Origin of the sequence: Caballeronia choica (assembly GCF_001544535.1) — a bacterium.
In the GTDB taxonomy this organism is placed as follows: Bacteria; Pseudomonadota; Gammaproteobacteria; order Burkholderiales; family Burkholderiaceae; genus Caballeronia; species Caballeronia choica.
This window is the reverse complement of the sequence record NZ_FCON02000025.1, coordinates 48,743-73,884: the sequence shown is the minus strand read 5'-3', so window position 1 is coordinate 73,884 and position 25,142 is coordinate 48,743. Positions and strand designations below refer to the sequence as shown.

The window sequence follows — 25,142 nt, the reverse complement described above, 5'->3', positions numbered from 1 at the left end:
TGATGCGTCGCGGCACGTTTTACCCGAAAGCGCGCCCTTGCCGCACGTTGATGCGTTTGAACCCGAAAAGTTGCGTCGAAATAGCGTTGCGAAAGCGACCAAGCGCGCACATGCTTGAGGTTTGGAAAGTTAAGATTGGTCGCATGAATGCTCTTACTCATCCTGTCGTTCGTTGGCATCCGGCCAACAAGGCGGGTCGCGATTTTGTCGTCGGCGACCTGCATGGCTGCGTCGACTCGCTGCGCTATCTCCTGACTGAAATCGGTTTCGATGGCTCGCGCGACCGGCTCTTCTCCGTCGGCGATCTCGTCGATCGCGGCACGGATTCGCTCGCGGCAATCGATCTCGTCGACAAGCCGTGGTTCTTTCCGGTGCTCGGCAATCACGAAGACGCGCTGATCTCGGTCGCGGCCGGCAAGATGCGCCGCCAGGCGTGGTACGCGATCGGCGGCGCGTGGGCTGAAACGCTCGCCGACGACCAGCTCTCCGTGCTCGCCGCGCGCTTGTCGGTGCTGCCGCTCGTGCGCATCGTCGGCGAAGGTCCGGGCCGCTTCAACGTTTTGCACGCCGAGTTCTTTGGTGCCGACGCGGATCTCGAAGTCGCCGATTTCCCCGGCGACGTCCGCAATACGCTGCTGTGGGGCCGCGGGCTCGCGCTCGGCAGCGCCGATCCTGCGCGCCAGCGCGGCCTGTCGATGACCTACTGCGGCCACACGCCGACCCGGGCGGTGAAGACGGTCGGCTCGCAGGTCTTCATCGATACCGGCGCGTTTTCGTCCGATGGCCGGCTCACGATCGTCGAGGCGGGCACCGATCGGCGCTGGTCGGTGAAGGAACGCTGGGCGGCGCAGGAAGGCGCGCGGGAACTGGCGCTGCCGTAGTCTCGCCCGGCACGTCCTTTGCTCATTTCGTCGGGAATCCGACCACGAGACGGCGAGGCGCGCGGTGACGACTCCGGCACAACTCAATCGATCGAACGGCAGCGGCGGCCCGCAAGGCTGCCCGGAAGACCTGCCGCCCGGCCTGCGCTACGTCGACGATTCGCGCGCTGGCTACACGCGCCAGTGGATCGATGGCGCGTTCGCCTTCTTCAACACGCAGGGCAAGCGCATCGACGACCCGGCGGAAATCCGCCGCATCAATGCCCTCGCGATTCCGCCGGCTTACATCGACGTCTGGATCTGTCCCGATCCGCGCGGCCATCTGCAGGCGACCGGCCGCGACGCGCGCGGCCGCAAGCAGTATCGCTATCACCCGCAATGGCGCGAAACGCGCGACGCCACCAAGTACGAACGCATGCTCGCATTCGGCGCCGTGCTGCCGAAGCTGCGCGCCCGCGTGACGCGCGATCTCGCCCTCGACGGCATGCCGCGCGACAAGGTGCTTGCGACGGTGGTCCGTCTGCTCGACACGACGCTGATTCGCGTCGGCAGCGAGGAATATGCCCGCGACAACCGCTCGTACGGCCTCACGACCTTGCGCAAGAAGCATCTGAAGATGACCGCCGGCACCTTGCGCTTTCAGTTTCGCGGCAAGAGCGGCATCGAGCACGACGTGCCGGTGAGCGACCCGCGCGTCGCCAGGATCGTCAGGCGCTGCATGGATCTCGCGGGACAGGACCTGTTTCAGTATCTCGACGCGGACGGCGCGCGGCATTCGGTGTCGTCGTCGGATATCAACGACTATCTGCGCGAGATCACCGGCGCCGATTTCACCGCGAAGGACTATCGGACGTGGGCCGGCAGCGTGTTCGCGCTCGCGGCGCTCAGGCGCCAGACTTGGGAGACCGTGATCGAGGCGCGCAAGCTCGTGGTCGGCACGATCAAGGAGGTGTCGCAACTGCTGCGCAATACGCCCGCCGTGTGTCGCAAGTGTTATGTGCACCCGGCCGTGATCGAGGCGTTCGAAGCGGGCGAACTCGCCGAAGCGATGCCCGCGTTGCGCCGTCACGGATTGAAGGCCGACGAAGCCGCGCTCGCGATTTTTCTTGAGAAGGATGCAAAGCGGCGGGCGCGGGAGGCGGCGCGCAAACACAGGAGCGGTGCGGTGGCCAGCGATGCGCGGCTGACCGGTCTGCTTGCGAAGTCGAGCAGGAAAGCGCGGGTGAAGAAGTCGCTGGCGCTTGGGGCGGGGCGGGTTTCCGCTGTCCCTGGATGAGTCGCTGGCGCTTGGGTCGAGTTGGGGTTACACCATCCCGAAGCGCCTGCGACCCTTCACCCGATTTGATTCGTCTCCAGCACGTAGTCGATCGTTTCGCCGTTCCAGTTGTATTCGAGATGCGCCGCATGGCGGCAATCACGCAACATCGTCGTGCGGAACGCGGCGAGGCACTCTCCTTCCGCATCCCGCACCGACGGATACACGATCCCCGGCGCCCCCGCATTGCGCGCCGCGCGGCCGAGCGCTTTACCAGGACCATAATCGTCCGGTGCGAGGATGCGCGGATCGAGCGACGCCTTCTCCAAAAGACCTCCGCGCAGATCCACCGCTTCGCCACGCGCCGTCACCGTGTACAGGCGCATCTGCTGACGCAGCGGCGCTTCGTTCGTCGCCATCAGGAACAGCGCCGAGTGATAGCGCGTCTCCGCGATCGCGGTCTGCCGGCCGCGCGCGCAATAGAAGACGCCGTAACTGCCGTCGGAAAAGCGGCTGCCGTTCGGGTTCAGGTGCGTGAAGGCCGCCATGATCGGGCCGCAGCCCGGACCGAAGCAACGCTCCTCGCGCGGGACGAGATCGAGTTCGCCGACTTCGGTGCGCAGCCGGTCGTTGGTCATCGCTTCGAGCGCGTAAAGCGCTTCGAAATCCTCCGGCGAGGCCACGCGGTCGAACAGGTTGACGGCGGGAAAGCGGGTGGGAATTACGCGAAATGCGGGCGACCAGTCGACGGTGTTGTGAGGCCAGTTCTCGCGCCAGCCGGATAAAGCAGTCCGTTCTGTCACGCCCATCCGCCTCGCATGGCATCGAGGTATTGCCGGACCGCGACCAGATCGCTGACATTGCCGGCCAGCATCCGGTCGAGCGCCGGACGGCCGCCAAAAGGCGGCGCGCTGTTGGCGCGCTTCACCCAGGTATCGGCGGCTTCGGGTTGGGGCAAAAGAATCTGCAGCGCCTTGTAGATGCCGAGAATCAGCGACAGGCGCTCCAGCGTATCGCGGCCGAGGCGCGCGGTGTGCGGCTCCGATTTCCACTTGAAGAACGTCGAGCGCCCCGGCTTGCCGAGCAGCACGATTTGTTCGTCGGCGGAAAGCGACCACGCGCTGGCAATCCTGAAGAAAGCACGCAGGCCAGCAGCCGATAGGTCACCCAGGTCGGGCGCCGGACGCGGCGCCGCGTGTTCATGTACCGCTGGAGTTGCACGGGCGGCGTTGGTCATTTGAGTTAGTCTCCATTGGAACTTGATTTTTATAATAGTCCATATATGGATTTGGTCAAGCGACTTGTCAAGCGAAATGTGTTTTAGTCGTTATCGGCTGGACCATAGCGACGGCCCGGCACGTGGGTTCTGAGCACATCGGCGATTTGCGAGGTCGTGCAATCCGCCGGAACGACCCGGCGCTGAATGCAGCGATCGTTCTTCAACACCCATTCGACCAGCCGGTAAGGTGGGCCGAATGGCTGGTCGAACGGCGCCGACAAACGGCACTCGTGCAGCGCCAGCGAGTGCTGGGATTTCATCTCCGATGCGAGATTCCTGGATGATGCGTTGGCAGACATGGCCTGTCCTCACTCATGTAGATGCTCGTGGCAAGCAGCCGAAAAAAGAAGCCACCGACCGCTACACGACGGCACGGTGGCAAACAGGGAGACGGGATGAGTGTGGCCAGTGAGAATTAAGCGCAACTTAAACCTTCGGACGGAAACGTTTGGCATTTTTGCCACGCCGAGGTGTTGAGGCTTTTTGACCGCGTGAATTTACTGTATATTCATACAGCTTAATTGCCGGAAGATGGGCATTGAGCGATGCCCGTTCGCAATGCTTTTTCCCCACGATGGATTCCTCCGCGTGCGCGGAGACAGACCACACATGGAGCGATTGTCTTGAAGCCCGTATTCCTCACTATTTGTCTTTTGGTGGCATCGTCGACCGCGTTGGCAGCCGAGCGTTACACCGAAGTCTGGAATCCGCCCGAGGCGCAAACCGCGAAAACCAGGGCGAAGGCACACAACGTCGTGCCCGTGCAGGCGAAGAAGAAGCACAAGAACGTGACGTCGGTGAAGAAGGTTGCCGACAAGACATCGGTCGCGCAGCCGGTCGCCGTGCCGCGCGTGAAGCCGGCGCCCCGGCAAGCCGAGCCGGTGATGGAATTGCCGCGCAAGATCGGGCCGGACGGGCAGGTGCTGCGGGTGTGAGAGCGGGCTGGGAAGGCCTAAGCTTCTCGGATTAAACAGAAAGGGCGCTCGAATGAGCGCCCTTTCTTTTTTATCGGAAGCGATGGCCCACGAACTCAAAACGCCGAGCGCACAACCCCGCCGTCCACGCGCAACGCCGCGCCGTTCGTCGCCGACGACGCCTCCGAGCACACATACACCACCATGTTCGCGACTTCCTCGGTCGTCGCGAAACGCTTGATCAGCGAACTCGGCCGCCCAGTTTCGAAGAACTCCTTCTCGAATTCGCGGAACGACTTGCCGCCGCCCATCTTCTGCGCCATCTCCTCGACGCCGTCCGAATGCGTCGGACCCGGCAGCACGGCGTTGACCGTCACCCCAGTGCCCGCGCAACTCTCAGCCAGCCCACGCGACAAGCCGAGCTGCGCCGTCTTCGTCACGCCGTAATGGATCATCTCCACGGGTATCTGGACGCCGCTCTCGCTGCTGATGAACACCACGCGCCCCCAGTTCTTCTCCTTCATCTTCGACAGGTATGCACGCGTGAGCCGCACGCCCGACATCACATTGGTGTCGAAGAAACGCTGCCAGTCTTCGTCGGGGATGTCGTCGAACGGTTTCGGATCGAAGATGCCGAGATTGTTCACGAGAACGTCGACCGCCGGATAGCGCGCGACGATCGCATCGACCTGCGCGCGCTCGGCGAGATCGCCGGCGAAGCCTTCGGCTTTCGCGTCGGGCACCTGTTCGCGCAGCTTCGCGAGCGCATCGTCGACGGACTTCTGCGTGCGGCCATTCACGATCACCCGCGCGCCTTCCCGCGCGAGCCCCACGGCGATCGCGTGGCCGATTCCCTTCGTCGATCCGGATACGAGCGCGAGCTTGTTGTCGAGGTGCAGGTTCATCGGTTGATCTCCAAAAAAAACGGTTGACGAGCCGTGGGACGGCCCGTCAACCGAGTTGTATCGAACGGGTCAATTCAGGAACTTAGCACCGTTCAGCGCCGAACGCAGAGCGCGTTACGGCATCTTTATAAGCGTCCCATGAGCAAGAGGACAATCACCACAACCAGCACGACGCCGAGTATGCCGCTCGGGCCGTAGCCCCAGGCGCGGCTGTGCGGCCACGACGGAATGGCCCCGATCAGCAGCAGGATCAGGATGATCAGCAAGATGGTTCCGATCGTCATATCGACTTCTCCTTGTTCAAAGATCGCGGGATTTGGCGGGCATGCGCATTCGTCGAGACGACGACGCGCCACGCGGCGGGTGTCCAGCCGCCGCGATCACCTTTTGGTTTGCGATCGACGCCCAGCATTCAGCAAGGGCTGTGCCACACGGGCGCGAGCCCCGTGCAGGAACGGAGTGCGCCGCCGGTCGGAGCGGCGGCGCAGAGTCGAAAAGACAGGACTCGGCAAGAATTGCACGCTTCGCCGAGCGTTTTGTAAGCCGCCGTGGCGAGCGCTTCAGAACACGCCGCGGAACACCCAGAACAGCCCGCCCGCCAGCGCGATCGAGACAGGCAACGTCAGAATCCACGCGAGCGCGAGACTGCGCACCGTACGCCATTGCAGGCCGGAGCCGTTGGCGGCCATCGTCCCCGCGACACCCGATGACAACACGTGCGTCGTGCTGACGGGCAGGCCGTAGACGTCGGCGGCGCCGATCGTCAGCATCGCGACGAGTTCGGCCGACGCGCCCTGTCCATACGTCAGATGCGTCTTGCCGATGCGCTCGCCGACGGTCACCACGATCCGCTTCCAGCCGACCATCGTCCCGAGTCCGAGCGCGACGGCCACGGCGACCTTGACCCAGGTCGGGATGAACTTCGTCGCGTGATCGAGCTCGTGCTTGTAGTTGTCGAGGACGGCGGTGTCGTCGGGAGCGAAGGCGGGCGTCTTCTGCTTTTCCATCAGCCGCATTGCCTCGGACACGATGTACATGTTGTTGCGCACGTTATTGACGATGCCCTGCGGCACGGCCGCGATCGAACCGTTCGGGCGGACCTGCGAGTCGATCAGGTCGACCACCTGTTTCACCGCGACCACCGTAGTCGGCGTGAGCTGTTTCGTCTGCACGAAGCGCTCGACGTCGGCGCGCGGATCGGCGACAGGCGCCGCGCCGTTGGCGTACCGGCCGAGCACTTCGGAGGCGTGATGGCTTACCGAGAGGAACGTCTGCGTCTCGTCGGAGGTCACCGCCTTGTTCAGCGCGTAGGCCGTGGGCACGGTGCCGATCAGGATCAGCATGATGAGTCCCATGCCTTTCTGGCCGTCGTTCGAGCCGTGCGCGAACGAGACGCCAGTGCACGTGAGGATCAGCAGGCAGCGGATCCAGAACGGCGGCGGCGTGTTTTTCTCCGGCTCCTTGTAGAGCGAGGGAACCTTCACGACGAGCTTCAGCACATAAAGCAGGAAGCCCGCCGCGATAAATCCGACGAGCGGCGAAAACAGCAGCGACTTGCCGACCGACATCGCCTGACTCCAGTCGACGCCCGAGGTGCCGTTCGTGCCGTGCAGCATCTGGTTCATCAGCCCGACGCCGATCACCGAACCGATCAGCGTGTGCGAACTCGAAGAAGGAAGGCCGAGCGCCCACGTGCCGAGATTCCAGATGATCGCGGCGATGAGGAGCGCGAACACCATCGCGAATCCTTGCGTCGTCCCGACGCCGATGATCAACTCCACCGGCAGCAATTGCAGGATCCCGAACGCGACCGCGCCGCTCGAAACCAGCACGCCGATGAAGTTCCACGCGCCCGACCAGACGACGGCCAGATTCGGCGTCAGCGAATGCGTGTAGATGACGGTGGCGACGGCGTTGGCCGTATCGTGGAAGCCATTGACGAATTCGAAGCCGAGCGCGATCAGGAGCGCGACGCCGAGCAGCGCGTAAGGCAGCCACGACGCTTGCCGGACCGGCTCCAGGTCTTCCAGCAGATGCACGATGCAGTAAATGGCGCCCGCAGTGATCACGAGGAAAAACAGCAGCAGCGCGAGCCGCTGCCCGAGCGAGCGGCCTTCTCCTGACTGGGGAAACGCGAGATCGGTCATGGTGCGTCCTTGGGTGGGCGTTACGATGTAGGCTCTGATGGGCGTTGACGCAGGCGGCTTGCTCGTCCGCAGGCCGCCATGGTGGCACGCGCTTTGTGTCGCTTTGATGAACGCGCTGTAAGCTGAATTTGTCTGATCTGCAAGGCGTTCGCGCGATTTTGCGAGGAATCCATGACGGCACGGATTGAACTGGCGCTGGTCTCGCCGGAGAAATCATTCGAGGAATTCGCTGGCAACCTGGCGGCGCTGCCGTCGCTTGCGGGAGCCGAAGCCGTGCGCTCCCGCGTGGTGCTTCAGGACCTCGAAACCGGCGTGGATGGCTGGCGCCTGTGGGTCGGCACAGAGGAGGGCCAGTCGACGGTCCACGCGGTCGAGCAACTGCGCCCGATCCTGCCCGGCCTGTCGCGCTGCCGCGAGTGTGTCCGGCCGACGGCGGGCGATCTCGCTGCATCGCTGAGCGGGTTTGGCGACGTACTTCCGTCCCTTGAGGGCCGCGATGTCGAGCCGGGGCCCGCGCGCGAAATGAGGCGCGTGCAATGGCGCATCGGCAACGTCCTCGCGACGCTCACGGCCGAGAACGGCGAGCGGATCATCTTGACCTTTGCCGCGCCCCGCGACGACGAAAGCGCGTTCGACGGGATGTTCAGCCTCGCGCGTGAAGCGGTCGATTCATTGCCGTTGTTGCTATTGGCCGATGCCAACGCTGGCACCGTCGCTTCCTCCGATGCCCCGGTCATCTACGCGTCGAAGCTCGATCTGCCGAAGCAGTCGACGACCCGCGAGGCGTTCCTCGAGATCGCGGCATCGGTTGCGTTGCACTGGTTTGGCAACGACGCGGGCGCGCGCCATTCGCTCGATGTCGATCGCGTGCATCAGTTGCGCGTCGCGCAGCGGCGGCTGAAGACGCTGCTGAAGCTGTTCCCCGAGTACGTCGACGAAGCCTGGAACGAGACCGTCGCGCCCGATCTGAAATGGTTCGGCGACCTGCTCGCCGACGCCCGCGACTGGGACGTCTTCACCGATACCGCACTCACCGCCTTCGCTGCGGCGGACGCCGGCGGCCCGTCGTGGCAGAACGCGATCGACGCCGCCAACACGAAACGGCTTGCCGCGCGGGAAAAGCTCGGCGAAGCACTGCGCTCGAGGCGGTACTTGCTGCTGTCGCTTGCGTTCGTCGAATGGCTCGGACGGCTCGACGCGCGTCCCGAGGACGAACCCGTCCCGCTCATGGACTACGCGAAAACGCACGTCCGCAAGCTCTATCGGAAGATCGCCAGGGTGCCGGATCTCGCGACACTCGACGTGCCCTCGCGGCATCGCGTGCGCATCCACGCGAAACGGCTGCGCTACGCGCTCGAATTCCTGCGCTCGCTGACGACGCAACGCACGCACGGCAGCATCGCAAAACGCCTGGGGCGCCTGCAGACGGTGCTTGGCGAAGGAAACGACGCCGCCGTCGCCGCCGAGCGGCTTGCGACGCTACCCGAAGCCAGCGACTACCAGCGCGGTTTCGCGCGGGCGTGGGCGGCGGTGTCGGAGGAAAAGGACGCGCGGGAGGGCGAGCGCATCCTGCGTTCGATTGGGCGTCCGCGCGTGAAGACGTTGGATTAGGCGTCGGCGGTCGCGATCCAGCGATCCAGCGATCTGACGATCAAGCGATCAAGCGATCAAGCGTGAACGCGCCGCTTCAGGCGACCGGAAACCGGGGCGCGGGCGCTTCGGTGCGCCGGACTGGCGCGTCGTAGTGGCCGGCTTTCCAGCGTGCGCGTATGTAGGGCCGCTCGTGGCCTGACAATTCCAGCGCGATCTGCGTGATCCAGTATTGAGTCGGCACCGGCACGCCGTGCAGCGTGATCGCCACCACGGCGAGGCTGGCTGCGACCGGCGCCGGTGACAGCCGTCCCGCCTCGGCGCGCCACGCGAGCCGCGCGAACGACACCGCGACCACGGCGCCGAGCGCGCAGCCCGCGATCACTTCCGATTCCGAATGCGCGTTCAACACGATCCGCGACACCCCGACCGCGACGCCTCCCGCGAGCCCGAGCAGCACGCCCGTCGCGCGGATCGCACCACGCGCGGGCAGCAGCGCGACGAACAGCGCCACGGGCAGGACCGCGGTCGCGACCATCGCGTGTCCGCTGATGCCGGTGAAATCCCAGCCGCGCACGCCGAGTCCCCAGCCGAGAAACGCGATCTTGCTGACGAACACCAGACCGCTCGCCGCCCCGAGGACGCCAAGCCAGCCGAGCGCGTACCGGCGCGGATAACCGATCGCGAGCCACGCGGCCACGGCGAGCGCGAGCGGAATCATCACGCCGACACTGCCAAGTGCGGTAATCGACAACCAGAGTGAAGGTGGAAAATCAGGCATCGAATTATTTTTTGACTGGGTGGAACGATCGTTGCTGCAACGCCGCAGCCGAAGCGGCGTTCCAGTGTTCCCTTGGCATCCCGTTTCACCGATCACAACGATGCGACCGGCTAGCAACAGTATACCTTTTGAGGAAATTTCCGAATTTTGCCAGGACCGGCTGGGAATTCTGCGCGTAATGATCAATAAGTTGCATTATTTTACGGTTAAAGTCGCTATCGCCATCTAGTTTGGCCCGTTTCCGCACCGCGCTGCTGCACGCAACCCAAGATGATCGGTGTTATTGTGCACTGCACAAACTTCCGGTGCGTCCTTCGTCGCGCCGGACCAAATTGCATGCTGTGGAGCCCCATTCAAATGCCAAAAAGTCTCACCAATCTCTGGCTGCGCGGCCTGCGACGTCTGATCACCGGCCAGGCCGAAACGGTCCGGTCGCCGAAGACGCGCACGCCGGCAAAGCAAAAACGCGCGACGACCGTCAAGAAGGCGAAGGTCGCCGCCCCGGTCAAATCCGCACCCGTGGCGCGTGCCAGCGCTCGGCCGCCCGTGCACGAGTCGCGTGTTCGTCCCCGCGCATCGGCGTGGGCACGCGGCAAATGGGAGCGCTCGTTCCATTCGGCGCCGCCGACGGCCGGACGCTTCGTCAATCACCTGTCGTATGCGCTCTATACGCCGCCGGGCGCGGCACTCGCGCGGATGCCGCTCGTCGTGATGCTGCACGGCTGCAAGCAGAACGCCGACGAATTTGCGCAAGGCACGCGCATCAACTTGCTCGCCGACCGCTACGGTTTCGCGGTGTTGTATCCGGAGCAGTCAAAGCACGATCACGCGCACCGCTGCTGGCGCTGGTACGACGACTCCAGTGCCGGTGGCGGCGGCGAAGCGGCATCGGTCGTTTCGCTGGTGCAGGCGGTGGTCGCGCAACATCGGCTGGACCCGGAGCGGGTGTACGTCGCCGGGATGTCGGCGGGCGCGGGGCTCGCCGCGTTGCTCGCGATCCGCTATCCGTCGGTGTTCGCTGCGGTCGGACTGCATTCGGGCGTCGTGTTCGGCGAGGCGCGCTCCGCGGTCGCCGCGATGGACGTCATGCGGCGCGGCAGCCGCAACGACCCGGTTGGGCTGATCGACGCCACCGTCGACGTGCGCAACTTTCCGGGCATGCCGGCCATCATCGTGCACGGCGAACTCGATTCGGTCGTGTCGGCTAACAACGCCGAGCAACTGTCCACGCAGTTCTTGCGGCTGAACGGCTTCATCGATGCGACCGGTGCACGTCGCGCCGGCGAAACGCGCGAGGAAAAGGTGGCGGACGGAGTCGTCCGCGACTTCGTGAAGAACGGGCGTCGGGTCGTGAAGACCTGCGTCGTGCGCGGGCTCGGCCATTCGTGGGCCGGCGGCGACGATACCGTCGCGTTCCACTCGTCGAAGGGGCCTGATTCGACCGCGCTGATGTGGGAATTTTTCAAGCACCAGCGGCGCGTCAAGCACTCGATCGGCGACGAATTGCTTGCCTGAGGCCCTTTCGGCATTTCGGTTGTTGCAATTAAGTCTTCAGGGTCAGGTTTCTGGAATGAAGGCTGGCGTCGAATAAGGGATTACCCTATAATCGGTTCTGTCATAGGTATTTACCCTTAATCTTCGAGGTGCACCATGTATCTGCTCAGCCGAATCTTCCTGTTTCTGACCAAGACCCCTGATGAACGCGCGCGTGAACGCGACGACGCCTATCTCGCCGAAGCCACCGACATCTACGATCTCGAATATCGTATGAAGAACCTGGATCGTCGTGGCTCGCAACGTCATCCGTCGTGGCTCGCTCAGTAAGAGCGAGGCGCCATGCACGGCGCAGCGCGATCGAAAGCGCAAGCATCAAACGCAAATGCCGGCTCTTGAGCCGGCATTCGCATTTTGTGGCCGAAGCTTTGTAGCCTCAGGCCACCTTCACGCGGACGTCCACGTTATTGCGCGTCGCGTTCGAGTAAGGGCAAACCTTGTGCGCGGCATCGACCAGTTGTTGGGCTTCTTCCGCCGACAAGCCGGGCAGCGTGACACGCAGTTCCACGTCGAGCGCAAAACCGCCGGTGTCGTTCGGACCGACGCCTACGTCCGCCGTCACGGTCGTATCGGTGGGAACCGAACGCTTTTGCTGGCCGGCGACGAATTTCATCGCGCTCAGGAAGCACGCCGAATAGCCGGCTGCGAACAGTTGCTCCGGGTTCGTACCCGCCGCGCCCGTGCCGCCCAGTTCCTTCGGCGCGCTGAGCTTTACGTCAAGTTGCTGATCCGACGAAACGGCGCGGCCGTCGCGGCCACCCGTGCTCGTTGCCGTTGCCTTGTAGAGGATGCTCATCATTTGCTCCTTTCGTTGAGTTCGGTTCGATTTTTGGTTCGCTGAAGCGCCAACCACGGGATGAAATGTATCGCGATAATAATTAGTGTACAAAGTAAATTATTTTGATGGCCGCGTTTGACTCAGGCTATCAACCGCGATGTATTCGTTCAGCGACGCTCGCAGTTTGACCAGCGAATCGCGCAATTGCGTGAGGTTGTCGGCGTCCGACCCGGCGGCGCAGTAGATTTCCGGCGGTATTTCGCGCGCCGCTTGCTTCAGCGCGCGGCCGACCTCGGTCAGGCGAATATGAACCTGCCGCTCGTCCTCGACGCCGCGCACCCGTTCGACGTAGCCCTGCGCTTCGAGGCGCTTGAGAAGCGGCGTCATCGTCGCGGAATCGAGGCTCAGGCGCGCGGCCATTTCCTTGACGGTCAGGTCGTCGCTTTCCCAGAGAACGAGCATGGTCAGGTATTGCGGATAGGTCAGCCCGAGTTTTTCGAGCGGCGGCTTATAGGCCTTCGTCATCGCGAGCGACGTCGAATAGAGCGCGAAGCACAGTTGCTCGTCGAGTTCGAGCGGGAAGTTCTGGGGCGAGGTCATGGCGGAAAGCCCGGGAGCGCGAATGGCCGATAGCGCTAGTCTACGCAAATCCTTTGCGCACGAATGAAACGGGCGCCCGAAGGCGCCCGTTTTCAACGGCGGACGGCCAGCCGAATCACACGCCCGGCGCGTCCGAGCCGTCCGGAATATCGGGCGTGTCGGGCGATTGCACGCCGAAACAGCCGCGATAGGTCGCGTAGAACGAGCAATACAGCGCGGTCGTGACGAGAATCGACGCGGGCATCAGCACCGCGAGCGCTACTTCCTGCCCTGCGCCGAGCGCCTGCATTAGCGCGGTCAATCCGAACGACACGGCGAGCGCGATCGCGATCCACAGTACGCCATAGAAAACGAACGCTCCGCGATTGCGCCAGCAACCGACAAAGCTGAAAAAGAGCGCTTTCGCCGGCGGCACGTCGTGCCACGCAACCAGGATCGGCGCGAACCAGAAGAGCATCGCGACGGGCAGATACCCACCCATCGCCACCAGCACGGCGAGCGGACTGAAGCTGGCGGCCACGGTTTCCGGGTCGCCGGTCGGGCCGTTGCCGAGCATCATGCTGAGCAAAAGCCCGCCGTCCACGAGCGCCGACAGCGCGAAAATCGCGCCCATCGCGACGATATAGAGCGCGCCCAGCACCAGCAGCCTTCGCGAGACGACGCTGCCGTAGGAGCGAAATCCGTCGACGAGGACGGTCGGCCAGACGGGCTTGCCCGCGATGGTGTTGCGGCACGCGGCCATGAAGCCGACGGCGACGCCCGGAATTAGCAGCAGCGGCAGGAACGGGCCGACCAGCGGGATGCGCGAGATCAGCGTCATGATGAACAGATACGCGAAGAACACCGTGAGAAACGCGAGCGGATTGCGGCGGAACAGCCAGATGCCCTGGCGGAACCACACGTAACCGGCTTTGGCGGGGACTTCGATCAGTTGCATAAATTGCTTACCGTGTGGCGGGATGGGGTGCGGCTTTGACGCGTTCACGCAGGATGCGTTCGAAATGACCCGGGTCGTGCGGCTTGAGCATTTCGGCCTCGCGCGGGCGATGGAAATCGTAGAGACGCGAGACCCAGAAGCGCAGCGCGCCCGCCCGCAGCATGTCGTTCCAGTGCCGCTCCTCGGCGGGCGTGAACGGGCGCACGGTCTGGTAGGCGCGCAGCATTGCGTCGACGCGCGATGGGTCCAGTACACCCGTCGCGAGGTCGATGCACCAGTCGTTCACGCACACGGCGACGTCGAACAGCCACTTGTCGACGCCGGCGAAATAGAAGTCGAAGAAGCCGCCGAGGCGCACATGACCCGCCGTGTGCGCGAACAGCACGTTGTCGCGGAAGAGGTCGCAATGGCACGGGCCTTCCGGCAGCGACGCGTAATCGGCCGAACCGAAGAACGCCGTCTGATGCGCGAGTTCGGTTTCGATCAGGGCGCGCTGGTCGCCGGCGAGGAATGGCAGGATCGCGGGCAGGTTCTCCTGCCACCACGCGAGGCTGCGCAGGTTGTGCTGATGCTGCGGGAAATCGCGGCCCGCCAGATGCAGGCGCGCCAGCATCTGGCCGACTTCGATGCAGTGCGCGGGCGTGGGCGCCAGTTCGGGCGCGCCTTCGAGCTTCGTCACGATGGTCGCGGGCTTGCCGTTGAGTTCGGCGAAGAGCGAGCCGTCGCGATGCGGCATCGGATCGGGCACCGGCACGCCATGCGATGCGAGATGGCGCATCAGGTCGAGGTAGAACGGCAGTTGCGTGGCGCTCAGGTTCTCGAAGATCGTGAGGACGTACTGGCCGTGCGTCGTGGTCAGGAAGAAGTTGCTGTTCTCGATGCCCGACGCAATGCCGCGAAATTCGGCGACATCGCCGAGATCGTAGTTCTGCAGCCAGTCGTCGAGCTGGGAAGGGGTGACAGGAGTAAATACGGCCATGCGGGGAACGTGGTCAGGTTGGATGGCTGGCTCGTTCAAACGCGTGGCGCGCGACGCTGCCAGTCTGGCGAACCGCTCACGCGACGAGCGGCTGCCAGGCGGGGATTGCGGAAGCCCTCAGTGCACGCTGCGGGCGGGCGATCAATAACGCAGGTCAATAACGCAGATTCAACGACGGCAGGCGCGTGCTCGCCTTGCCGTTGTCGCGTACCGCGGGCGACGTGTCGGCGGGCGCGCTCATCTGGTAGCGCGTGCCGAAATTCGACTGCACGTTGATTTCGACGGGCTTGCCCTTGTCGCGGTACTCGGTGATTTCCGTGCCGTTCGTACTCAGTTCGTGATAGCTCGGCTGGCGCGGCGGCGAGATTTCGACCTTCGAACTCACCGATGCCGGCGGGCGGTTGATGGCCTTCAGGTCCGGAAGCCCGGCGGCTTCTTCCGGCGACATCGTGTGCGCCTGGGGCTCTGCTGCCGCGGGCGTCGGCTGCGCAATCGCGCTGATGCTGCCGGCGGCGAGGACTGCCGCAACGGCGGCAGAAAGAAGCGGCTTCATGGTGTTTCTCCAAATGACTGGCCGGATTTTAGCAAAACGCATCCGTCAAAGGGTCTCGCAACGCCTTATTTTGCGCCGCTTTTGGCTTATTTGATGACCGCGTCATAAAGGTGTTGCAGCGCGCACGCGGCGAGCATGGGCTTCATGGATCTTGCGTTCTTCCGTGGTAATGTCGATTCATCACAAGAGCGCGCAAGATCATGACCAACGACCGGACTCAGAGCACGCAGGCCACACCCGCCAACGATTTCCCGACGGAATCCTTCGACGATCCCGTCGCCGCCGTCACGCGTCTGTCGGCGATTTATGAAGCAAATACCGCGTTTTTGCGCGATGCTTTCGCGCGTTATCGGCGTAACGAGCGCTTCACGCATCGCGTGCGCGCGTGTTATCCGTTCGTGCGCGTGCGGACCGAACTGAATACGCAAATCGATTCACGCCGCTCGTATGGCTTCGTGGCCGGGCCGGGCATCTTCGAGACAACGCTCACGCGTCCCGACCTGTTCGGCGATTACTATCGCGAGCAGTTGCGGCTTCTGGCGAAGAACCATCACGTCGGCATCGAAGTGGGGGTGTCGGCGCAGCCGATCCCGATTCATTTCGCATTTGCCGAGGGCATCCATCTCGAAGGCGATCTCGATCGCGACCGCCTGCTCGCGATGCGCAACATCTTCGATACGCCCGATCTCGCGCTGCTCGACGACCGCATCGTCAACGGCACCTACGAGCCGGGTCCGGGCGAGCCGCATCCGCTCGCGCTGTTCACGGCGGCGCGCGTGGATTTCTCGCTGCATCGGCTGAGGCATTACACGGCTACGCTTCCGACGCATTTCCAGAACTACGTGCTTTACACGAACTACCAGTTCTACATCGACGAGTTCGTGAAGCTCGGTCGCACGATGATGTCGCGCACTGACGATGAAGAAACGCGTGCGTATCGCAGCGAGTATTCGTCGTTCGTCGAACCGGGCGATGTGATCACCTACAACGCGAACCTCAGCGAGCAGTTCGAGGACGAGGGCACGGCACCGGCGCGCTTGCCCCAGATGCCCGCGTATCACCTGAAGCGCGCCGACGGCAGCGGCATCACGATGGTCAACATCGGCGTCGGGCCGTCGAACGCGAAGACGATCACCGATCACATCGCGGTGCTGCGTCCGCATGCGTGGATCATGCTCGGGCACTGCGCGGGGTTGCGCAACACACAGCGTCTCGGCGACTACGTGCTCGCACACGGCTATGTGCGCGAGGATCATGTGCTCGATGCGGATTTGCCGCTATGGGTGCCCGTGCCGGCTCTGGCCGAAGTGCAGGTTGCGCTGGAGAAGGCGGTCGCGCAGGTGACGCAACTCGAGGGCGTGGAACTCAAGCGCGTGATGCGCACGGGAACGGTGGCGAGCGTCGACAACCGCAACTGGGAATTGCGCGATCATCGCGAGCCGGTGCAGCGGCTGTCGCAAAGCCGCGCGATCGCGCTCGACATGGAAAGCGCGACGATCGCGGCGAACGGGTTCCGCTTCCGCGTGCCTTACGGCACGCTGCTATGCGTATCCGACAAGCCGCTGCATGGCGAGCTGAAGCTGCCGGGCATGGCCGACCAGTTCTACCGCGCGCAAGTGGACCAGCATTTGCAGATCGGCGTGAAGGCGATGGAGTTGCTGCGCATGAACGGGCTGTCGAAGCTCCACAGCCGCAAGCTGCGCAGCTTCGCGGAAGTCGCATTCCAGTAGCGCCTACTCTGCAAACGAAACGGGCGGCCTTTAAAAGGCCGCCCGTTGCGCATCTCAGAGATAGAACATCCGGTCTTCGTCGGACTTGCCTTCGGCCGGCTGCTCTTCCGCTTCCTCGCGGTCTTCATAGAACTTGAGCACCGCTTCGAGCACCTGGTCAGGATCGTCGATCACCTGCATCAGGTTCAGGTCCTTGTCGCCGATCACGCCGTTCGTGAGCAGCGTGTCCTTGAACCAGCCGAGCAGACCCGCCCAGAACTCCGCGCCGACCAGCACGATCGGCACATGGCGCGACTTCTTCGTCTGAATGAGCGTGAGCACTTCGGCGAGTTCGTCGAGCGTGCCGAAGCCGCCCGGCATCACCACCACCGCATCCGAGTTCTTCACGAACGTGACCTTTCGCGTGAAGAAGTGACGGAAGCGCAGCGAGATGTCCTGCCACTGATTGCCCGACTGCTCGTGCGGCAACTCGATGTTCAAACCGACCGACGGCGACTTGCCCGCATGTGCGCCTTTATTGGCCGCTTCCATGATGCCGGGACCGCCGCCGGAGATGACGGCGAAGCCCGCGTCGGAGAATCGCTGCGCGATCTCGATGGTGAGTTTGTAGTATGGCGACTCAGGTTTGAGACGCGCGGAACCATAGATGCTGATGGCAGGACGGATCTCCGAGAGGTACTCGGTCGCCTCGATAAACTCTGCCATAATCGTGAACATCTGCCACGATGCGCGAGCCTTCTTGGCCGTCGCGCGCTCTTGATCTGCGAGCGATCGCAGACTCGGAATCACTTTTCTCTTGTTCATAATGCCTGAAGAACTCAGTCTTGAAGGTAAGACCCTGCTATTGGTCGACGGTTCGAGTTATCTCTACCGAGCCTATCACGCGATGCCCGATTTACGCGGCCCCGATGGCGGGCCGACGGGCGCGCTGTATGGAATGGTGAACATGCTGCGCCGTTTGCGGCGCGAGATCAATGCAGAGTATAGCGCGTGCGTATTCGACGCCAAAGGCAAGACGTTTCGCGACGACTGGTATGCGGACTACAAGGCCAACCGCCCATCGATGCCTGACGACCTTGCGCGTCAGATCGAGCCCATCCACGTGACGGTGCGCGCGCTCGGCTGGCCGCTCGTGATGATCGAAGGCGTCGAGGCCGACGACGTCATCGGCACGCTCGCGGTGGCCGCCGAGAAGCGCGGCATGAAGGTTATCGTGTCGACGGGCGACAAGGATTTGGCACAGCTCGTGACTGATCATGTCACCCTCATCAATACGATGACCAACGAGACGCTGGATCGCGCCGGGGTTGCGGCCAAGTTCGGCGTGCCGCCCGAGCGGATCGTCGACTACCTCTCGCTCATCGGCGATACGGTCGACAACGTTCCGGGCGTCGAGAAGTGCGGGCCGAAGACGGCTTTGAAGTGGCTCACCCAATACGAAACCCTTGATGGCATCGTCGCACACGCCGACGAGATCAAAGGTGCGGTAGGAGACAATCTGCGCAAGGCTCTCGACTTCCTGCCGATGGCGCGCAAGCTCGTGACCGTGCACACGGAGTGCGATCTCCGCTCGCAGATCGAGTCGATCGAAGCGACCTTGCCGAGCCGTCCCGAATCCCGCGAGGAACTGCGCGACCTCTTCACGCGCCACGGTTTCAAGACGTGGCTGCGCGAAGTCGAGATTGCCGATGCGGTGGAAGGCCCGACCGATACGCCGCCCGCCGAAGCCACCGAGATCGTCCATCACTACGATACCGTGCAGACCTGGGAGCAGTTCGACGGCTGGCTCGCGAAGATTGATGCGGCCGAACTCACCGCGTTCGATACCGAGACCACGGCGCTCGATCCGATGGTCGCGCAACTCGTGGGCTTGTCGGTGTCGGTCGAGCCGGGGCATGCGGCTTATATCCCGGTCGCGCATCGCGGGCCGGACATGCCCGTTCAGTTGCCTCGCGATGAAGTGCTTCAGAAATTGAAGCCTTGGCTCGAGGATGCATCGAAGAAGAAGGTCGGCCAGCACCTGAAGTACGACGAGCAGGTGCTCGCCAACTATGGCATCGAGTTGAACGGCGTCGAGCATGACACGCTGCTGCAATCCTACGTGTTGGAATCGCACCGCACGCACGACATGGACAGCCTCGCGCTGCGTCATCTCGGCGCGAAGACGATCAAGTATGAAGACGTGGCAGGCAAGGGCGCATCGCAGATCGGCTTCGACGAGGTCGCACTCGACAAGGCCGCCGAGTACGCCGCCGAGGACGCTGACATCACCTTGCGTCTGCATCAGGCGCTGTATCCGCAAGTTGCCGATGAACCTGGCCTGCTGCGCGTGTATCGCGATATCGAACTGCCTACGTCGCGCGTCCTGCGCAAGATGGAGCGCAACGGCGTGCTGATCGATCGCGAGAAGCTGCAAAAGCAAAGCAGCGAGATCGCGGCGCGGCTCATCGAACTCGAAGGCACGGCGTACGAACTGGCGGGCGGTGAATTCAATCTCGGATCGCCGAAGCAGATCGGGCAGATCTTCTTCGAGAAGCTGCAATTGCCGGTGGTGAAGAAGACGCCGAGCGGCGCGCCATCGACCGATGAAGACGTGCTCCAGAAGCTCGCCGAAGACTATCCGTTGCCGAAGATCCTGCTTGAGCATCGCGGCTTGTCGAAGCTGAAGTCCACCTATACCGACAAGCTGCCGCGCATGGTCAACGTGGCGACGGGCCGCGTGCATACGAACTACGCGCAGGCTGTCGCGGTGACGGGGCGCTTGTCGTCGAACGAGCCGAACCTGCAGAACATCCCGGTGCGCTCAGGTGAAGGCCGGCGTATCCGCGAAGCGTTCATCGCGCCGCCGGGCAGCCGGATCGTGTCGGCGGACTACTCGCAGATCGAGTTGCGCATCATGGCCCACATCTCCGGCGACCCGTCGCTGATGCGCGCGTTCGCACAGGGCGAGGACGTGCATCGCGCGACCGCTGCGGAGATCTTCAGCGTGACGCCGATCGAGGTATCGAGCGATCAGCGCCGCATCGCGAAGGTGATCAACTTCGGCCTGATCTACGGCATGAGCGCGTTCGGACTTGCGTCGAACCTGAGCATCACGCGGGATGCCGCGAAGCTTTACATCGACCGCTATTTCGCGCGCTATCCGGGTGTCGCGGCGTATATGGAGAACACGCGCACGAGCGCGAAGCAGAAAGGCTTCGTCGAGACCGTGTTCGGCCGGCGCCTGTGGCTGCCCGAGATCAACGGCGGCAGCGGACCGCGCCGCCAGGCCGCCGAGCGCGCCGCGATCAACGCGCCGATGCAAGGCACCGCGGCCGACCTGATCAAGCTCTCGATGATCGCGGTGCAGGACTGGCTCGAAGCATCGAACGTCAAATCGAAGATGATCATGCAGGTGCACGATGAACTGGTGCTCGAAGTGCCCGAAGACGAACTGTCGGACGTCCGTAAGCGTTTGCCGGAACTGATGTGCGGCGTGGCGACGCTGAGGGTGCCGCTCGTCGCGGAAGTGGGCGCGGGCGCGAACTGGGAGGAAGCGCACTGATTTTTGCTGCCGCATGTCGCGCGTGCGGAACACGGGCTTGTGGGCGCACCGCAAGGGCGCGCACAATGCCTCGTCGAGGCGAGCAGGAATGCCAATGTCCGAAGAATCAACGAGTTCAAGTAACGACAACGGGAGAATTCAATGCATCGCTTCATCATCGTCGGCGGAGGGGCCGGCGGGCTCGAACTGGCCACGCGTCTCGGGGACCGGTACGGTTCGACCGATTCGAAAAAGACGCCGCAAGCCCAGGTCACGCTGATCGACCGCAACCCGACTCACATCTGGAAGCCGCTCCTGCACGAAGTCGCGGCGGGCAGCATGGACCCGTTCACGCAAGAACTCGAATACGCAGCGCAGGCGCTCTGGCACGGGTTCGAGTTCGCGCAGGGCGAACTCATCGGGCTGGATCGCGCGGCCAAGCGCATCACGATCGGGCCGCTGCGGGACGAGGAAGCCGGCGAGCTGATCCCGCAACGCGAGTTCGAATACGACACGCTGGTCATCTCCATCGGCAGCACGACGCACTTCTTCGGCGTCGCGGGCGCGCAGGAGAATTCGATCGCGCTCGACACCGTCGGGCAGGCTGAACTCTTTCGCAAGCGGCTGATCGCGGCTTGCATGCGCGCGGAGCATCGCGCGCCGGACCCGGTCGTCGAGGGCGCGCCTCACCAGCCGCGCATCCAGGTGGCGATCGTCGGCGCGGGCGCGACGGGCGTCGAACTGTCGGCGGAATTGCGCAATACCGCGCAAGTGTTGTCGGCGTACGGGCTGCACAAGCTCGACCCGAAGCACGACATCGGCATCGCGCTGATCGAAGCGGGGCCGCGCATCCTGCCCGCGTTGCAGGAGCGCGTGTCGACGGCCACCGCCGAGTTGCTCACCAAGCTCGGCGTCATGCTGATGACGAACGAAACGGTCGCCGAGGTCTCGCGCGAGTCGATCCGCACGGCGAGCGGCAAGACGATTCGCGCCGACCTGACGGTGTGGGCGGCAGGCATCAAGGCGCCGGCGGTGCTGACGAACCTCGACGGCCTGCCGACCAATCGGCTCGGCCAGCTCGTCGTGCGGCGTACGCTGCAAACCGAAATCGACGACAACATCTTCGCGCTCGGCGATTGCGCCGCCTGCGCGTGGCCCGGCAACGAGCGCAACGTGCCGCCGCGCGCGCAGGCCGCGCACCAGCAGGCGAGCTTCCTGATGAAGTCGCTTGCGCGCCGGCTCGAAGGCAAACCGCTGCAGGAGTACACCTATCGCGATTTCGGCTCGCTCGTCTCGCTCGGGCATTACAGCGCGGTCGGCAGCCTGATGGGCGGGCTGATCGGCGGGAACATGCTGATCGAGGGGCTGTTCGCGCGCTTCATGTACATGTCGCTGTACCGGCTGCACATCGCGGCGCTGCACGGCTATCCGCGCATGGTGCTCGACACCTTCGCGCACTGGCTGCGCCGTTCCACCGCGCCGCGGGTCAAGCTCCACTGAGCTCCGCATCGGCATGGGCGCCGGCTATCGGCAAAGCTGTTTAGAATGGGCGGCGCGCCGTCTGGCGCAGGGTTCGAAGGCGCGGTCCGAGGCCGCGCCGCGTTTTCGCCGATGCAGCGCCCGGTTTCGTGACGCCCGGCGCGCGGTCTCTGAAACAGCGTCGTCCGGCGCGCACGCGCAGCCGGCGGCCCTTGGCGGCACTCGCCGCAGGAGCTTCGTATGCTTAAGCCTGATGTCGACTGCCTCATCCCGCATGTCCCGTTCGACCGACGCACCTTCATCAAGGCCACCTTCGGCACCGGCTTCGCGGCCGCCGTGCTGCCGGTCTCGGCGCAAACCATCCACACCGACAGCGAAGGACTCGAAGCCGGCGCGATTGGCGTCCGCGCGTCCGATGGCACGCTGGTGCCGGCCTATCACGCGCAGCCGAAGGGCAAGACGAAGCTGCCGGTGATCATCGTGATCCATGAGGCGTTCGGCGTGCACGAGCATATTGCCGATGTCTGCCGGCGCTTCGCGAAGCTCGGCTATCTGGCGATTGCGCCGAATCTCTACACGCGCCAGGGCGATCCATCTTCGTATCAGTCGATCCAGCAGTTGATCGACCAGGTGGTGTCGAAGGTGCAGGACGCGCAGGCGCTCTCCGACATCGACGCGACCGTCGCCTGGGCCGGCCAGCATGGCGGCGACCTGAACCGGCTCGGTATCACCGGGTTCTGCTGGGGCGGGCGGATTGCGTGGCTCTACGCGGAGCACAATCCGCGCGTGAAGGCGGCGGTGGCGTGGTACGGACGGCTCACCGGCGACAAGACCGCCAACTCGCCGAGCAATCCGATCGACAACGCGGCGGAGTTGAAGGTGCCGGTGCTCGGCTTATATGGAAGGCAGGATCAGAGCATCCCGCAGGATACGATCGAGGCGATGAAGCAGGCGATCGCCAATGGGCCGCCGAGTGCGCGCGGCTCGCAGTTCGTCGTCTACGACGACGCGGGGCACGCTTTCTTCGCCGACTATCGTCCGAGCTACCGCAAGGCGGACGCCGAGGACGGCTGGCGCCGCGCCATCGCGTGGTTCAAGGAGCACGGCGTCAAATAGCCGGCATCAGGGTGCCGCGCCCGTCGCCACCGGCCGCGACGGGTTCGCGCTCCACTCGCTCCACGAGCCTGCGTAAAGCGCCGCGCCGTGCAGGCCGGCGATCTCCATCGCGAGCGCGTTGTGGCACGCGGTCACGCCCGAGCCGCATTGCAGCACGACCCGATCCGGAGCCGTCGCGCCGACGAGCGCGCTGAACGCGTCGCGCAATTCGTGGGCGGTCTTGAAGCGGCCCTCGGCGGTCAGGTTTTCCTTGTAGTGATGATTGAGCGCACCCGGAATGTGCCCGCCGACGCGGTCCAGCGTTTCGTTCTCCCCGCGATAGCGGTCGGCGGCGCGCGCATCGATCAGCACATGGTCGCGCGTGGTCAGATTGCGCTCGACCGCCTGAACGTCGACGGTCACGGCGAGCGGCGCACCCGCCTTGAAGTTTCCCGGCGACCTGGGCTGCGCCTCCGTCTCCAGTGGCTTTCCGGCGGCTTCCCACGCTTGCAGGCCGCCATCGAGAAGCGCGACGGAGTCGTGTCCGAGCCAGCGCAAAAGCCACCACAGCCGCGCGGCGTACATGCCGCCCTGCGCATCGTAGGCGACGACCTGCTGGCCTTCGTTCAGTCCGACGCCCGCGAGTTTGGCCACCAGATCCGCGCGATCGGGCAGCGGATGCCGTCCGTTCGTGCCGGTCGTAGCCCCCGACAGATCGCGGTCCAGATGCAGGTAAAGGGCGCCTGGCACGTGACCGGCCGCATACGCGGCTTCACCCGCCTCCGGCGCGGCGAGATCGAAGCGGCAATCGAAGACGAGCACGCTGCCGGGCGCGGCGGCGAGCCGTTCGGCGAGATTGGCGGCGGAAATGAGCGTGGTGTGGTGGGTGTGCGGCATGACAGCTCCTGATGCTCGCCCGACTTGGCCGATGGCAGAAGGGCAGAGCGCTTTCGAGTAGTGGATGCACTAAGTCTAAACAAAAAAAGACGGGCTCACGCCCGTCTTTCTGGATCAACCCGCGATGCACCCGCCGCGCTCAGATTTCGCCGAGCTGATGCCGCAGGAATTCGTGAAAATGCTGCATGCCCGATTCCATCGGACTCTGATACGGCCCGACCTGCGATTCCCCGCGCGACATCAGCGCGCGGCGCCCGGCATCCATCCGCTCGCCGATTTCATCGTCTTCGCGTGCGGTTTCCATATACGCGGCGCGTTCCGCCTCGATGAACTCGCGCTCGAACAGCGCGATTTCCTCGGGGTAATAGAACTCGACGATATTCGTCGTCTTCTGGGCGCCGCGCGGAATCAGCCACGACACCACCAGCACGTGCGGATACCACTCGATCATGAGGCCCGGGTAGTACACCATCCAGATCGCGCCGAATTCGGGCGGCGCGCCGTTGCGGAACCTGAGCACTTCGTCGTGCCATTTACGGTACGTCGGGCTGCCCGGCTTCTCCAGGTTCTTGTGTACGCCCACCGTCTGGACGCTGTACCAGTCGCCGAATTCCCACGTCAGGTCGTCGCACGAGACGAAGCTGCCGAGGCCCGGATGGAACGGCGCGACGTGGTAATCCTCCAGGTAGACCTCGATGAAGGTCTTCCAGTTGTAGTTGCACTCGTGCACTTCGACGTGATCGAACATGAAGCCGGAGAAGTCGAAATGCTGCGCGGTGCCCAGACGCGCGAGATCAGCCGCGACGTTGCGGCCCTGCGACTCGAAGAGCAGGCCCTGCCAGTTCTGCAGCGGCGTGGCGCCGAGGTTCAGGCACGGGTTGTCGGCGAAATGCGGCGCGCCGAGCAGTTGCCCGTTGAGATCGTAGGTCCAGCGGTGGAGGGGACAGACGATGTTGTCCGCCCGGCCGCGCCCGTTCAGCATGATGGCCTGCCGGTGACGGCAGACATTCGACAGCAATTCGATCTGCGATTGCTGGTTGCGCACGAGCAGGCGCCCTTCGCCTTCACCTGGAAGCGCGAAGTAGCTCCCCGCATCGGGAACCATGAGTTCGTGCCCGATATAACGAGGACCTTGCTTGAAAAGTGTGCCGATCTCGCGCGTAAGAAGCGCTTCGTCAAAGTAAGCCGTGACTGGCAGCTGGCTGTGAACAGCCTTCAACTGCAATGCATTGCTCAGATTGGACATTCCCACTCCCGTGAAGACG

The 25,142-nt window shown here is 64.0% G+C and carries 25 protein-coding genes; 10 read left to right on the top strand and 15 right to left on the bottom strand.

The features are described 5' to 3' along the window. Positions 1 to 143: 143 nt before the first annotated feature. Both AWB68_RS14120 and AWB68_RS14115 read left to right on the top strand, forming a co-directional pair. On the top strand, positions 144 to 881 hold the full coding sequence (locus AWB68_RS14120; protein WP_087644980.1) for a metallophosphoesterase: 738 nt from the start codon (positions 144 to 146) through the stop codon (positions 879 to 881). 64 nt (positions 882 to 945) lie between these two features. Next, positions 946 to 2,157: a DNA topoisomerase IB gene (locus AWB68_RS14115; RefSeq protein WP_087644979.1), complete on the top strand. Its 1,212-nt coding sequence runs from the start codon at positions 946 to 948 to the stop codon at positions 2,155 to 2,157. A gap of 56 nt (positions 2,158 to 2,213) precedes the next feature. Here the strand turns inward: AWB68_RS14115 and AWB68_RS14110 are convergent, their stop codons facing one another. The 3 genes from AWB68_RS14110 to AWB68_RS14100 all read right to left on the bottom strand — a co-directional run bounded on the left by AWB68_RS14110 (position 2,214) and on the right by AWB68_RS14100 (position 3,714). Continuing rightward, positions 2,214 to 2,945 carry an RES family NAD+ phosphorylase gene (locus AWB68_RS14110; protein ID WP_087644978.1) on the bottom strand — a complete coding sequence of 244 codons (732 nt, stop codon included), beginning with the start codon at positions 2,943 to 2,945 and terminating at the stop codon, positions 2,214 to 2,216. Further along, positions 2,936 to 3,373: an MbcA/ParS/Xre antitoxin family protein gene (locus AWB68_RS14105; RefSeq protein ID WP_087644977.1), complete on the bottom strand. Its 438-nt coding sequence runs from the start codon at positions 3,371 to 3,373 to the stop codon at positions 2,936 to 2,938. The genes AWB68_RS14110 and AWB68_RS14105 overlap by 10 nt, the downstream gene beginning before the upstream one ends. A gap of 83 nt (positions 3,374 to 3,456) precedes the next feature. Continuing rightward, the gene (locus tag AWB68_RS14100; protein ID WP_087644976.1) at positions 3,457 to 3,714 is read right to left on the bottom strand and encodes a DUF2866 domain-containing protein; all 258 of its coding nucleotides are present in this window, start codon (positions 3,712 to 3,714) and stop codon (positions 3,457 to 3,459) included. Positions 3,715 to 4,038: 324 nt separating this feature from the next. On the opposite strand from AWB68_RS14100, the gene AWB68_RS14095 reads away from it, so the two are divergent. Beyond that, on the top strand, positions 4,039 to 4,350 hold the full coding sequence (locus tag AWB68_RS14095) for a hypothetical protein (RefSeq protein ID WP_087644975.1): 312 nt from the start codon (positions 4,039 to 4,041) through the stop codon (positions 4,348 to 4,350). A 95-nt stretch (positions 4,351 to 4,445) separates the two neighbouring features. Here AWB68_RS14095 and AWB68_RS14090 read toward each other — a convergent pair whose 3' ends face one another. From AWB68_RS14090 to AWB68_RS14080, 3 genes are all read right to left on the bottom strand, one after another. Next, the gene (locus AWB68_RS14090; RefSeq protein ID WP_087644974.1) at positions 4,446 to 5,234 is read right to left on the bottom strand and encodes an SDR family NAD(P)-dependent oxidoreductase; all 789 of its coding nucleotides are present in this window, start codon (positions 5,232 to 5,234) and stop codon (positions 4,446 to 4,448) included. Positions 5,235 to 5,359: 125 nt separating this feature from the next. Beyond that, the gene (locus AWB68_RS14085; protein ID WP_087644973.1) at positions 5,360 to 5,518 is read right to left on the bottom strand and encodes a DUF3309 family protein; all 159 of its coding nucleotides are present in this window, start codon (positions 5,516 to 5,518) and stop codon (positions 5,360 to 5,362) included. A 276-nt stretch (positions 5,519 to 5,794) separates the two neighbouring features. Further along, positions 5,795 to 7,381 carry an inorganic phosphate transporter gene (locus tag AWB68_RS14080; RefSeq protein WP_087644972.1) on the bottom strand — a complete coding sequence of 529 codons (1,587 nt, stop codon included), beginning with the start codon at positions 7,379 to 7,381 and terminating at the stop codon, positions 5,795 to 5,797. Between the two features lie 171 nt (positions 7,382 to 7,552). Here AWB68_RS14080 and AWB68_RS14075 point away from each other — a divergent pair, with 171 nt between their 5' ends. After that, the gene (locus AWB68_RS14075) at positions 7,553 to 8,992 is read left to right on the top strand and encodes a CHAD domain-containing protein (RefSeq protein ID WP_087644971.1); all 1,440 of its coding nucleotides are present in this window, start codon (positions 7,553 to 7,555) and stop codon (positions 8,990 to 8,992) included. Between the two features lie 76 nt (positions 8,993 to 9,068). Here AWB68_RS14075 and AWB68_RS14070 read toward each other — a convergent pair whose 3' ends face one another. Then, positions 9,069 to 9,752: a phosphatase PAP2 family protein gene (locus tag AWB68_RS14070; protein WP_125482934.1), complete on the bottom strand. Its 684-nt coding sequence runs from the start codon at positions 9,750 to 9,752 to the stop codon at positions 9,069 to 9,071. A gap of 357 nt (positions 9,753 to 10,109) precedes the next feature. Here AWB68_RS14070 and AWB68_RS14065 point away from each other — a divergent pair, with 357 nt between their 5' ends. Continuing rightward, a complete protein-coding gene (locus AWB68_RS14065; protein ID WP_087644970.1) occupies positions 10,110 to 11,267 on the top strand; it encodes an extracellular catalytic domain type 1 short-chain-length polyhydroxyalkanoate depolymerase in 1,158 nt (385 codons plus the stop codon). Between the two features lie 135 nt (positions 11,268 to 11,402). Further along, on the top strand, positions 11,403 to 11,576 hold the full coding sequence (locus tag AWB68_RS14060; protein ID WP_087644969.1) for a DUF3563 family protein: 174 nt from the start codon (positions 11,403 to 11,405) through the stop codon (positions 11,574 to 11,576). Positions 11,577 to 11,682: 106 nt separating this feature from the next. Here the strand turns inward: AWB68_RS14060 and AWB68_RS14055 are convergent, their stop codons facing one another. The 5 genes from AWB68_RS14055 to AWB68_RS14035 form a co-directional block, all read right to left on the bottom strand. Beyond that, complete coding sequence (locus AWB68_RS14055) at positions 11,683 to 12,102, bottom strand: organic hydroperoxide resistance protein (protein ID WP_087644986.1); 420 nt, start codon at positions 12,100 to 12,102, stop codon at positions 11,683 to 11,685. 99 nt (positions 12,103 to 12,201) lie between these two features. Beyond that, a complete protein-coding gene (locus tag AWB68_RS14050; RefSeq protein ID WP_087644968.1) occupies positions 12,202 to 12,684 on the bottom strand; it encodes a MarR family winged helix-turn-helix transcriptional regulator in 483 nt (160 codons plus the stop codon). Positions 12,685 to 12,799: 115 nt separating this feature from the next. Continuing rightward, entirely contained in the window at positions 12,800 to 13,621 is an 822-nt protein-coding gene (locus AWB68_RS14045; RefSeq protein WP_087644967.1) for a BPSS1780 family membrane protein, read from the bottom strand. A 7-nt stretch (positions 13,622 to 13,628) separates the two neighbouring features. Then, positions 13,629 to 14,600, bottom strand: coding sequence for a homoserine kinase (locus AWB68_RS14040; RefSeq protein ID WP_087644966.1), 972 nt, complete (start codon positions 14,598 to 14,600; stop codon positions 13,629 to 13,631). Positions 14,601 to 14,754: 154 nt separating this feature from the next. After that, positions 14,755 to 15,153, bottom strand: a complete 399-nt coding sequence (locus AWB68_RS14035; RefSeq protein WP_087644965.1) for a hypothetical protein — start codon at positions 15,151 to 15,153, stop codon at positions 14,755 to 14,757. Positions 15,154 to 15,353: 200 nt separating this feature from the next. Between AWB68_RS14035 and AWB68_RS14030 the strand changes: the two genes are divergently transcribed. Further along, positions 15,354 to 16,883 (top strand): AMP nucleosidase, encoded by a 1,530-nt coding sequence (locus tag AWB68_RS14030; RefSeq protein ID WP_087644964.1) that lies wholly within the window; start codon positions 15,354 to 15,356, stop codon positions 16,881 to 16,883. Positions 16,884 to 16,937: 54 nt separating this feature from the next. Here AWB68_RS14030 and AWB68_RS14025 read toward each other — a convergent pair whose 3' ends face one another. Continuing rightward, the gene (locus AWB68_RS14025; protein WP_087644963.1) at positions 16,938 to 17,687 is read right to left on the bottom strand and encodes an LOG family protein; all 750 of its coding nucleotides are present in this window, start codon (positions 17,685 to 17,687) and stop codon (positions 16,938 to 16,940) included. A gap of 1 nt (position 17,688) precedes the next feature. On the opposite strand from AWB68_RS14025, the gene polA reads away from it, so the two are divergent. The 3 genes from polA to AWB68_RS14010 all read left to right on the top strand — a co-directional run bounded on the left by polA (position 17,689) and on the right by AWB68_RS14010 (position 23,001). Next, entirely contained in the window at positions 17,689 to 20,427 is a 2,739-nt protein-coding gene (gene polA / locus AWB68_RS14020; RefSeq protein WP_087644962.1) for a DNA polymerase I, read from the top strand. 141 nt (positions 20,428 to 20,568) lie between these two features. Further along, positions 20,569 to 21,906, top strand: coding sequence for an NAD(P)/FAD-dependent oxidoreductase (locus AWB68_RS14015; RefSeq protein WP_087644961.1), 1,338 nt, complete (start codon positions 20,569 to 20,571; stop codon positions 21,904 to 21,906). Positions 21,907 to 22,125: 219 nt separating this feature from the next. Then, positions 22,126 to 23,001: a dienelactone hydrolase family protein gene (locus AWB68_RS14010; protein ID WP_087644960.1), complete on the top strand. Its 876-nt coding sequence runs from the start codon at positions 22,126 to 22,128 to the stop codon at positions 22,999 to 23,001. A 6-nt stretch (positions 23,002 to 23,007) separates the two neighbouring features. Here AWB68_RS14010 and AWB68_RS14005 read toward each other — a convergent pair whose 3' ends face one another. Both AWB68_RS14005 and AWB68_RS14000 read right to left on the bottom strand, forming a co-directional pair. After that, positions 23,008 to 23,877: a sulfurtransferase gene (locus AWB68_RS14005; protein WP_087644959.1), complete on the bottom strand. Its 870-nt coding sequence runs from the start codon at positions 23,875 to 23,877 to the stop codon at positions 23,008 to 23,010. A gap of 139 nt (positions 23,878 to 24,016) precedes the next feature. Next, a complete protein-coding gene (locus AWB68_RS14000) occupies positions 24,017 to 25,123 on the bottom strand; it encodes an aromatic ring-hydroxylating oxygenase subunit alpha (protein WP_087644958.1) in 1,107 nt (368 codons plus the stop codon). Positions 25,124 to 25,142: the final 19 nt, after the last annotated feature.

Excerpts from the sequence above, each read along its gene's own strand:
- AWB68_RS14035 (WP_087644965.1), bottom strand. The coding sequence starts at position 15,153 with ATGAAGCCGCTTCTTTCTGCCGCCGTTGCGGCAGTCCTCGCCGCCGGC.
- AWB68_RS14080 (WP_087644972.1), bottom strand. The coding sequence starts at position 7,381 with ATGACCGATCTCGCGTTTCCCCAGTCAGGAGAAGGCCGCTCGCTCGGG.
- polA (WP_087644962.1), top strand. The coding sequence starts at position 17,689 with ATGCCTGAAGAACTCAGTCTTGAAGGTAAGACCCTGCTATTGGTCGAC.
- AWB68_RS14070 (WP_125482934.1), bottom strand. The coding sequence starts at position 9,752 with ATGCCTGATTTTCCACCTTCACTCTGGTTGTCGATTACCGCACTTGGC.
- AWB68_RS14030 (WP_087644964.1), top strand. The coding sequence starts at position 15,354 with ATGACCAACGACCGGACTCAGAGCACGCAGGCCACACCCGCCAACGAT.
- AWB68_RS14000 (WP_087644958.1), bottom strand. The coding sequence starts at position 25,123 with ATGTCCAATCTGAGCAATGCATTGCAGTTGAAGGCTGTTCACAGCCAG.
- AWB68_RS14005 (WP_087644959.1), bottom strand. The coding sequence starts at position 23,877 with ATGCCGCACACCCACCACACCACGCTCATTTCCGCCGCCAATCTCGCC.
- AWB68_RS14055 (WP_087644986.1), bottom strand. The coding sequence starts at position 12,102 with ATGAGCATCCTCTACAAGGCAACGGCAACGAGCACGGGTGGCCGCGAC.
- AWB68_RS14040 (WP_087644966.1), bottom strand. The coding sequence starts at position 14,600 with ATGGCCGTATTTACTCCTGTCACCCCTTCCCAGCTCGACGACTGGCTG.
- AWB68_RS14060 (WP_087644969.1), top strand. The coding sequence starts at position 11,403 with ATGTATCTGCTCAGCCGAATCTTCCTGTTTCTGACCAAGACCCCTGAT.
- AWB68_RS14050 (WP_087644968.1), bottom strand. The coding sequence starts at position 12,684 with ATGACCTCGCCCCAGAACTTCCCGCTCGAACTCGACGAGCAACTGTGC.
- AWB68_RS14110 (WP_087644978.1), bottom strand. The coding sequence starts at position 2,945 with ATGGGCGTGACAGAACGGACTGCTTTATCCGGCTGGCGCGAGAACTGG.
- AWB68_RS14120 (WP_087644980.1), top strand. The coding sequence starts at position 144 with ATGAATGCTCTTACTCATCCTGTCGTTCGTTGGCATCCGGCCAACAAG.
- AWB68_RS14100 (WP_087644976.1), bottom strand. The coding sequence starts at position 3,714 with ATGTCTGCCAACGCATCATCCAGGAATCTCGCATCGGAGATGAAATCC.
- AWB68_RS14010 (WP_087644960.1), top strand. The coding sequence starts at position 22,126 with ATGCTTAAGCCTGATGTCGACTGCCTCATCCCGCATGTCCCGTTCGAC.
- AWB68_RS14045 (WP_087644967.1), bottom strand. The coding sequence starts at position 13,621 with ATGCAACTGATCGAAGTCCCCGCCAAAGCCGGTTACGTGTGGTTCCGC.
- AWB68_RS14025 (WP_087644963.1), bottom strand. The coding sequence starts at position 17,687 with ATGAACAAGAGAAAAGTGATTCCGAGTCTGCGATCGCTCGCAGATCAA.
- AWB68_RS14015 (WP_087644961.1), top strand. The coding sequence starts at position 20,569 with ATGCATCGCTTCATCATCGTCGGCGGAGGGGCCGGCGGGCTCGAACTG.
- AWB68_RS14085 (WP_087644973.1), bottom strand. The coding sequence starts at position 5,518 with ATGACGATCGGAACCATCTTGCTGATCATCCTGATCCTGCTGCTGATC.
- AWB68_RS14090 (WP_087644974.1), bottom strand. The coding sequence starts at position 5,234 with ATGAACCTGCACCTCGACAACAAGCTCGCGCTCGTATCCGGATCGACG.
- AWB68_RS14075 (WP_087644971.1), top strand. The coding sequence starts at position 7,553 with ATGACGGCACGGATTGAACTGGCGCTGGTCTCGCCGGAGAAATCATTC.
- AWB68_RS14065 (WP_087644970.1), top strand. The coding sequence starts at position 10,110 with ATGCCAAAAAGTCTCACCAATCTCTGGCTGCGCGGCCTGCGACGTCTG.
- AWB68_RS14105 (WP_087644977.1), bottom strand. The coding sequence starts at position 3,373 with ATGACCAACGCCGCCCGTGCAACTCCAGCGGTACATGAACACGCGGCG.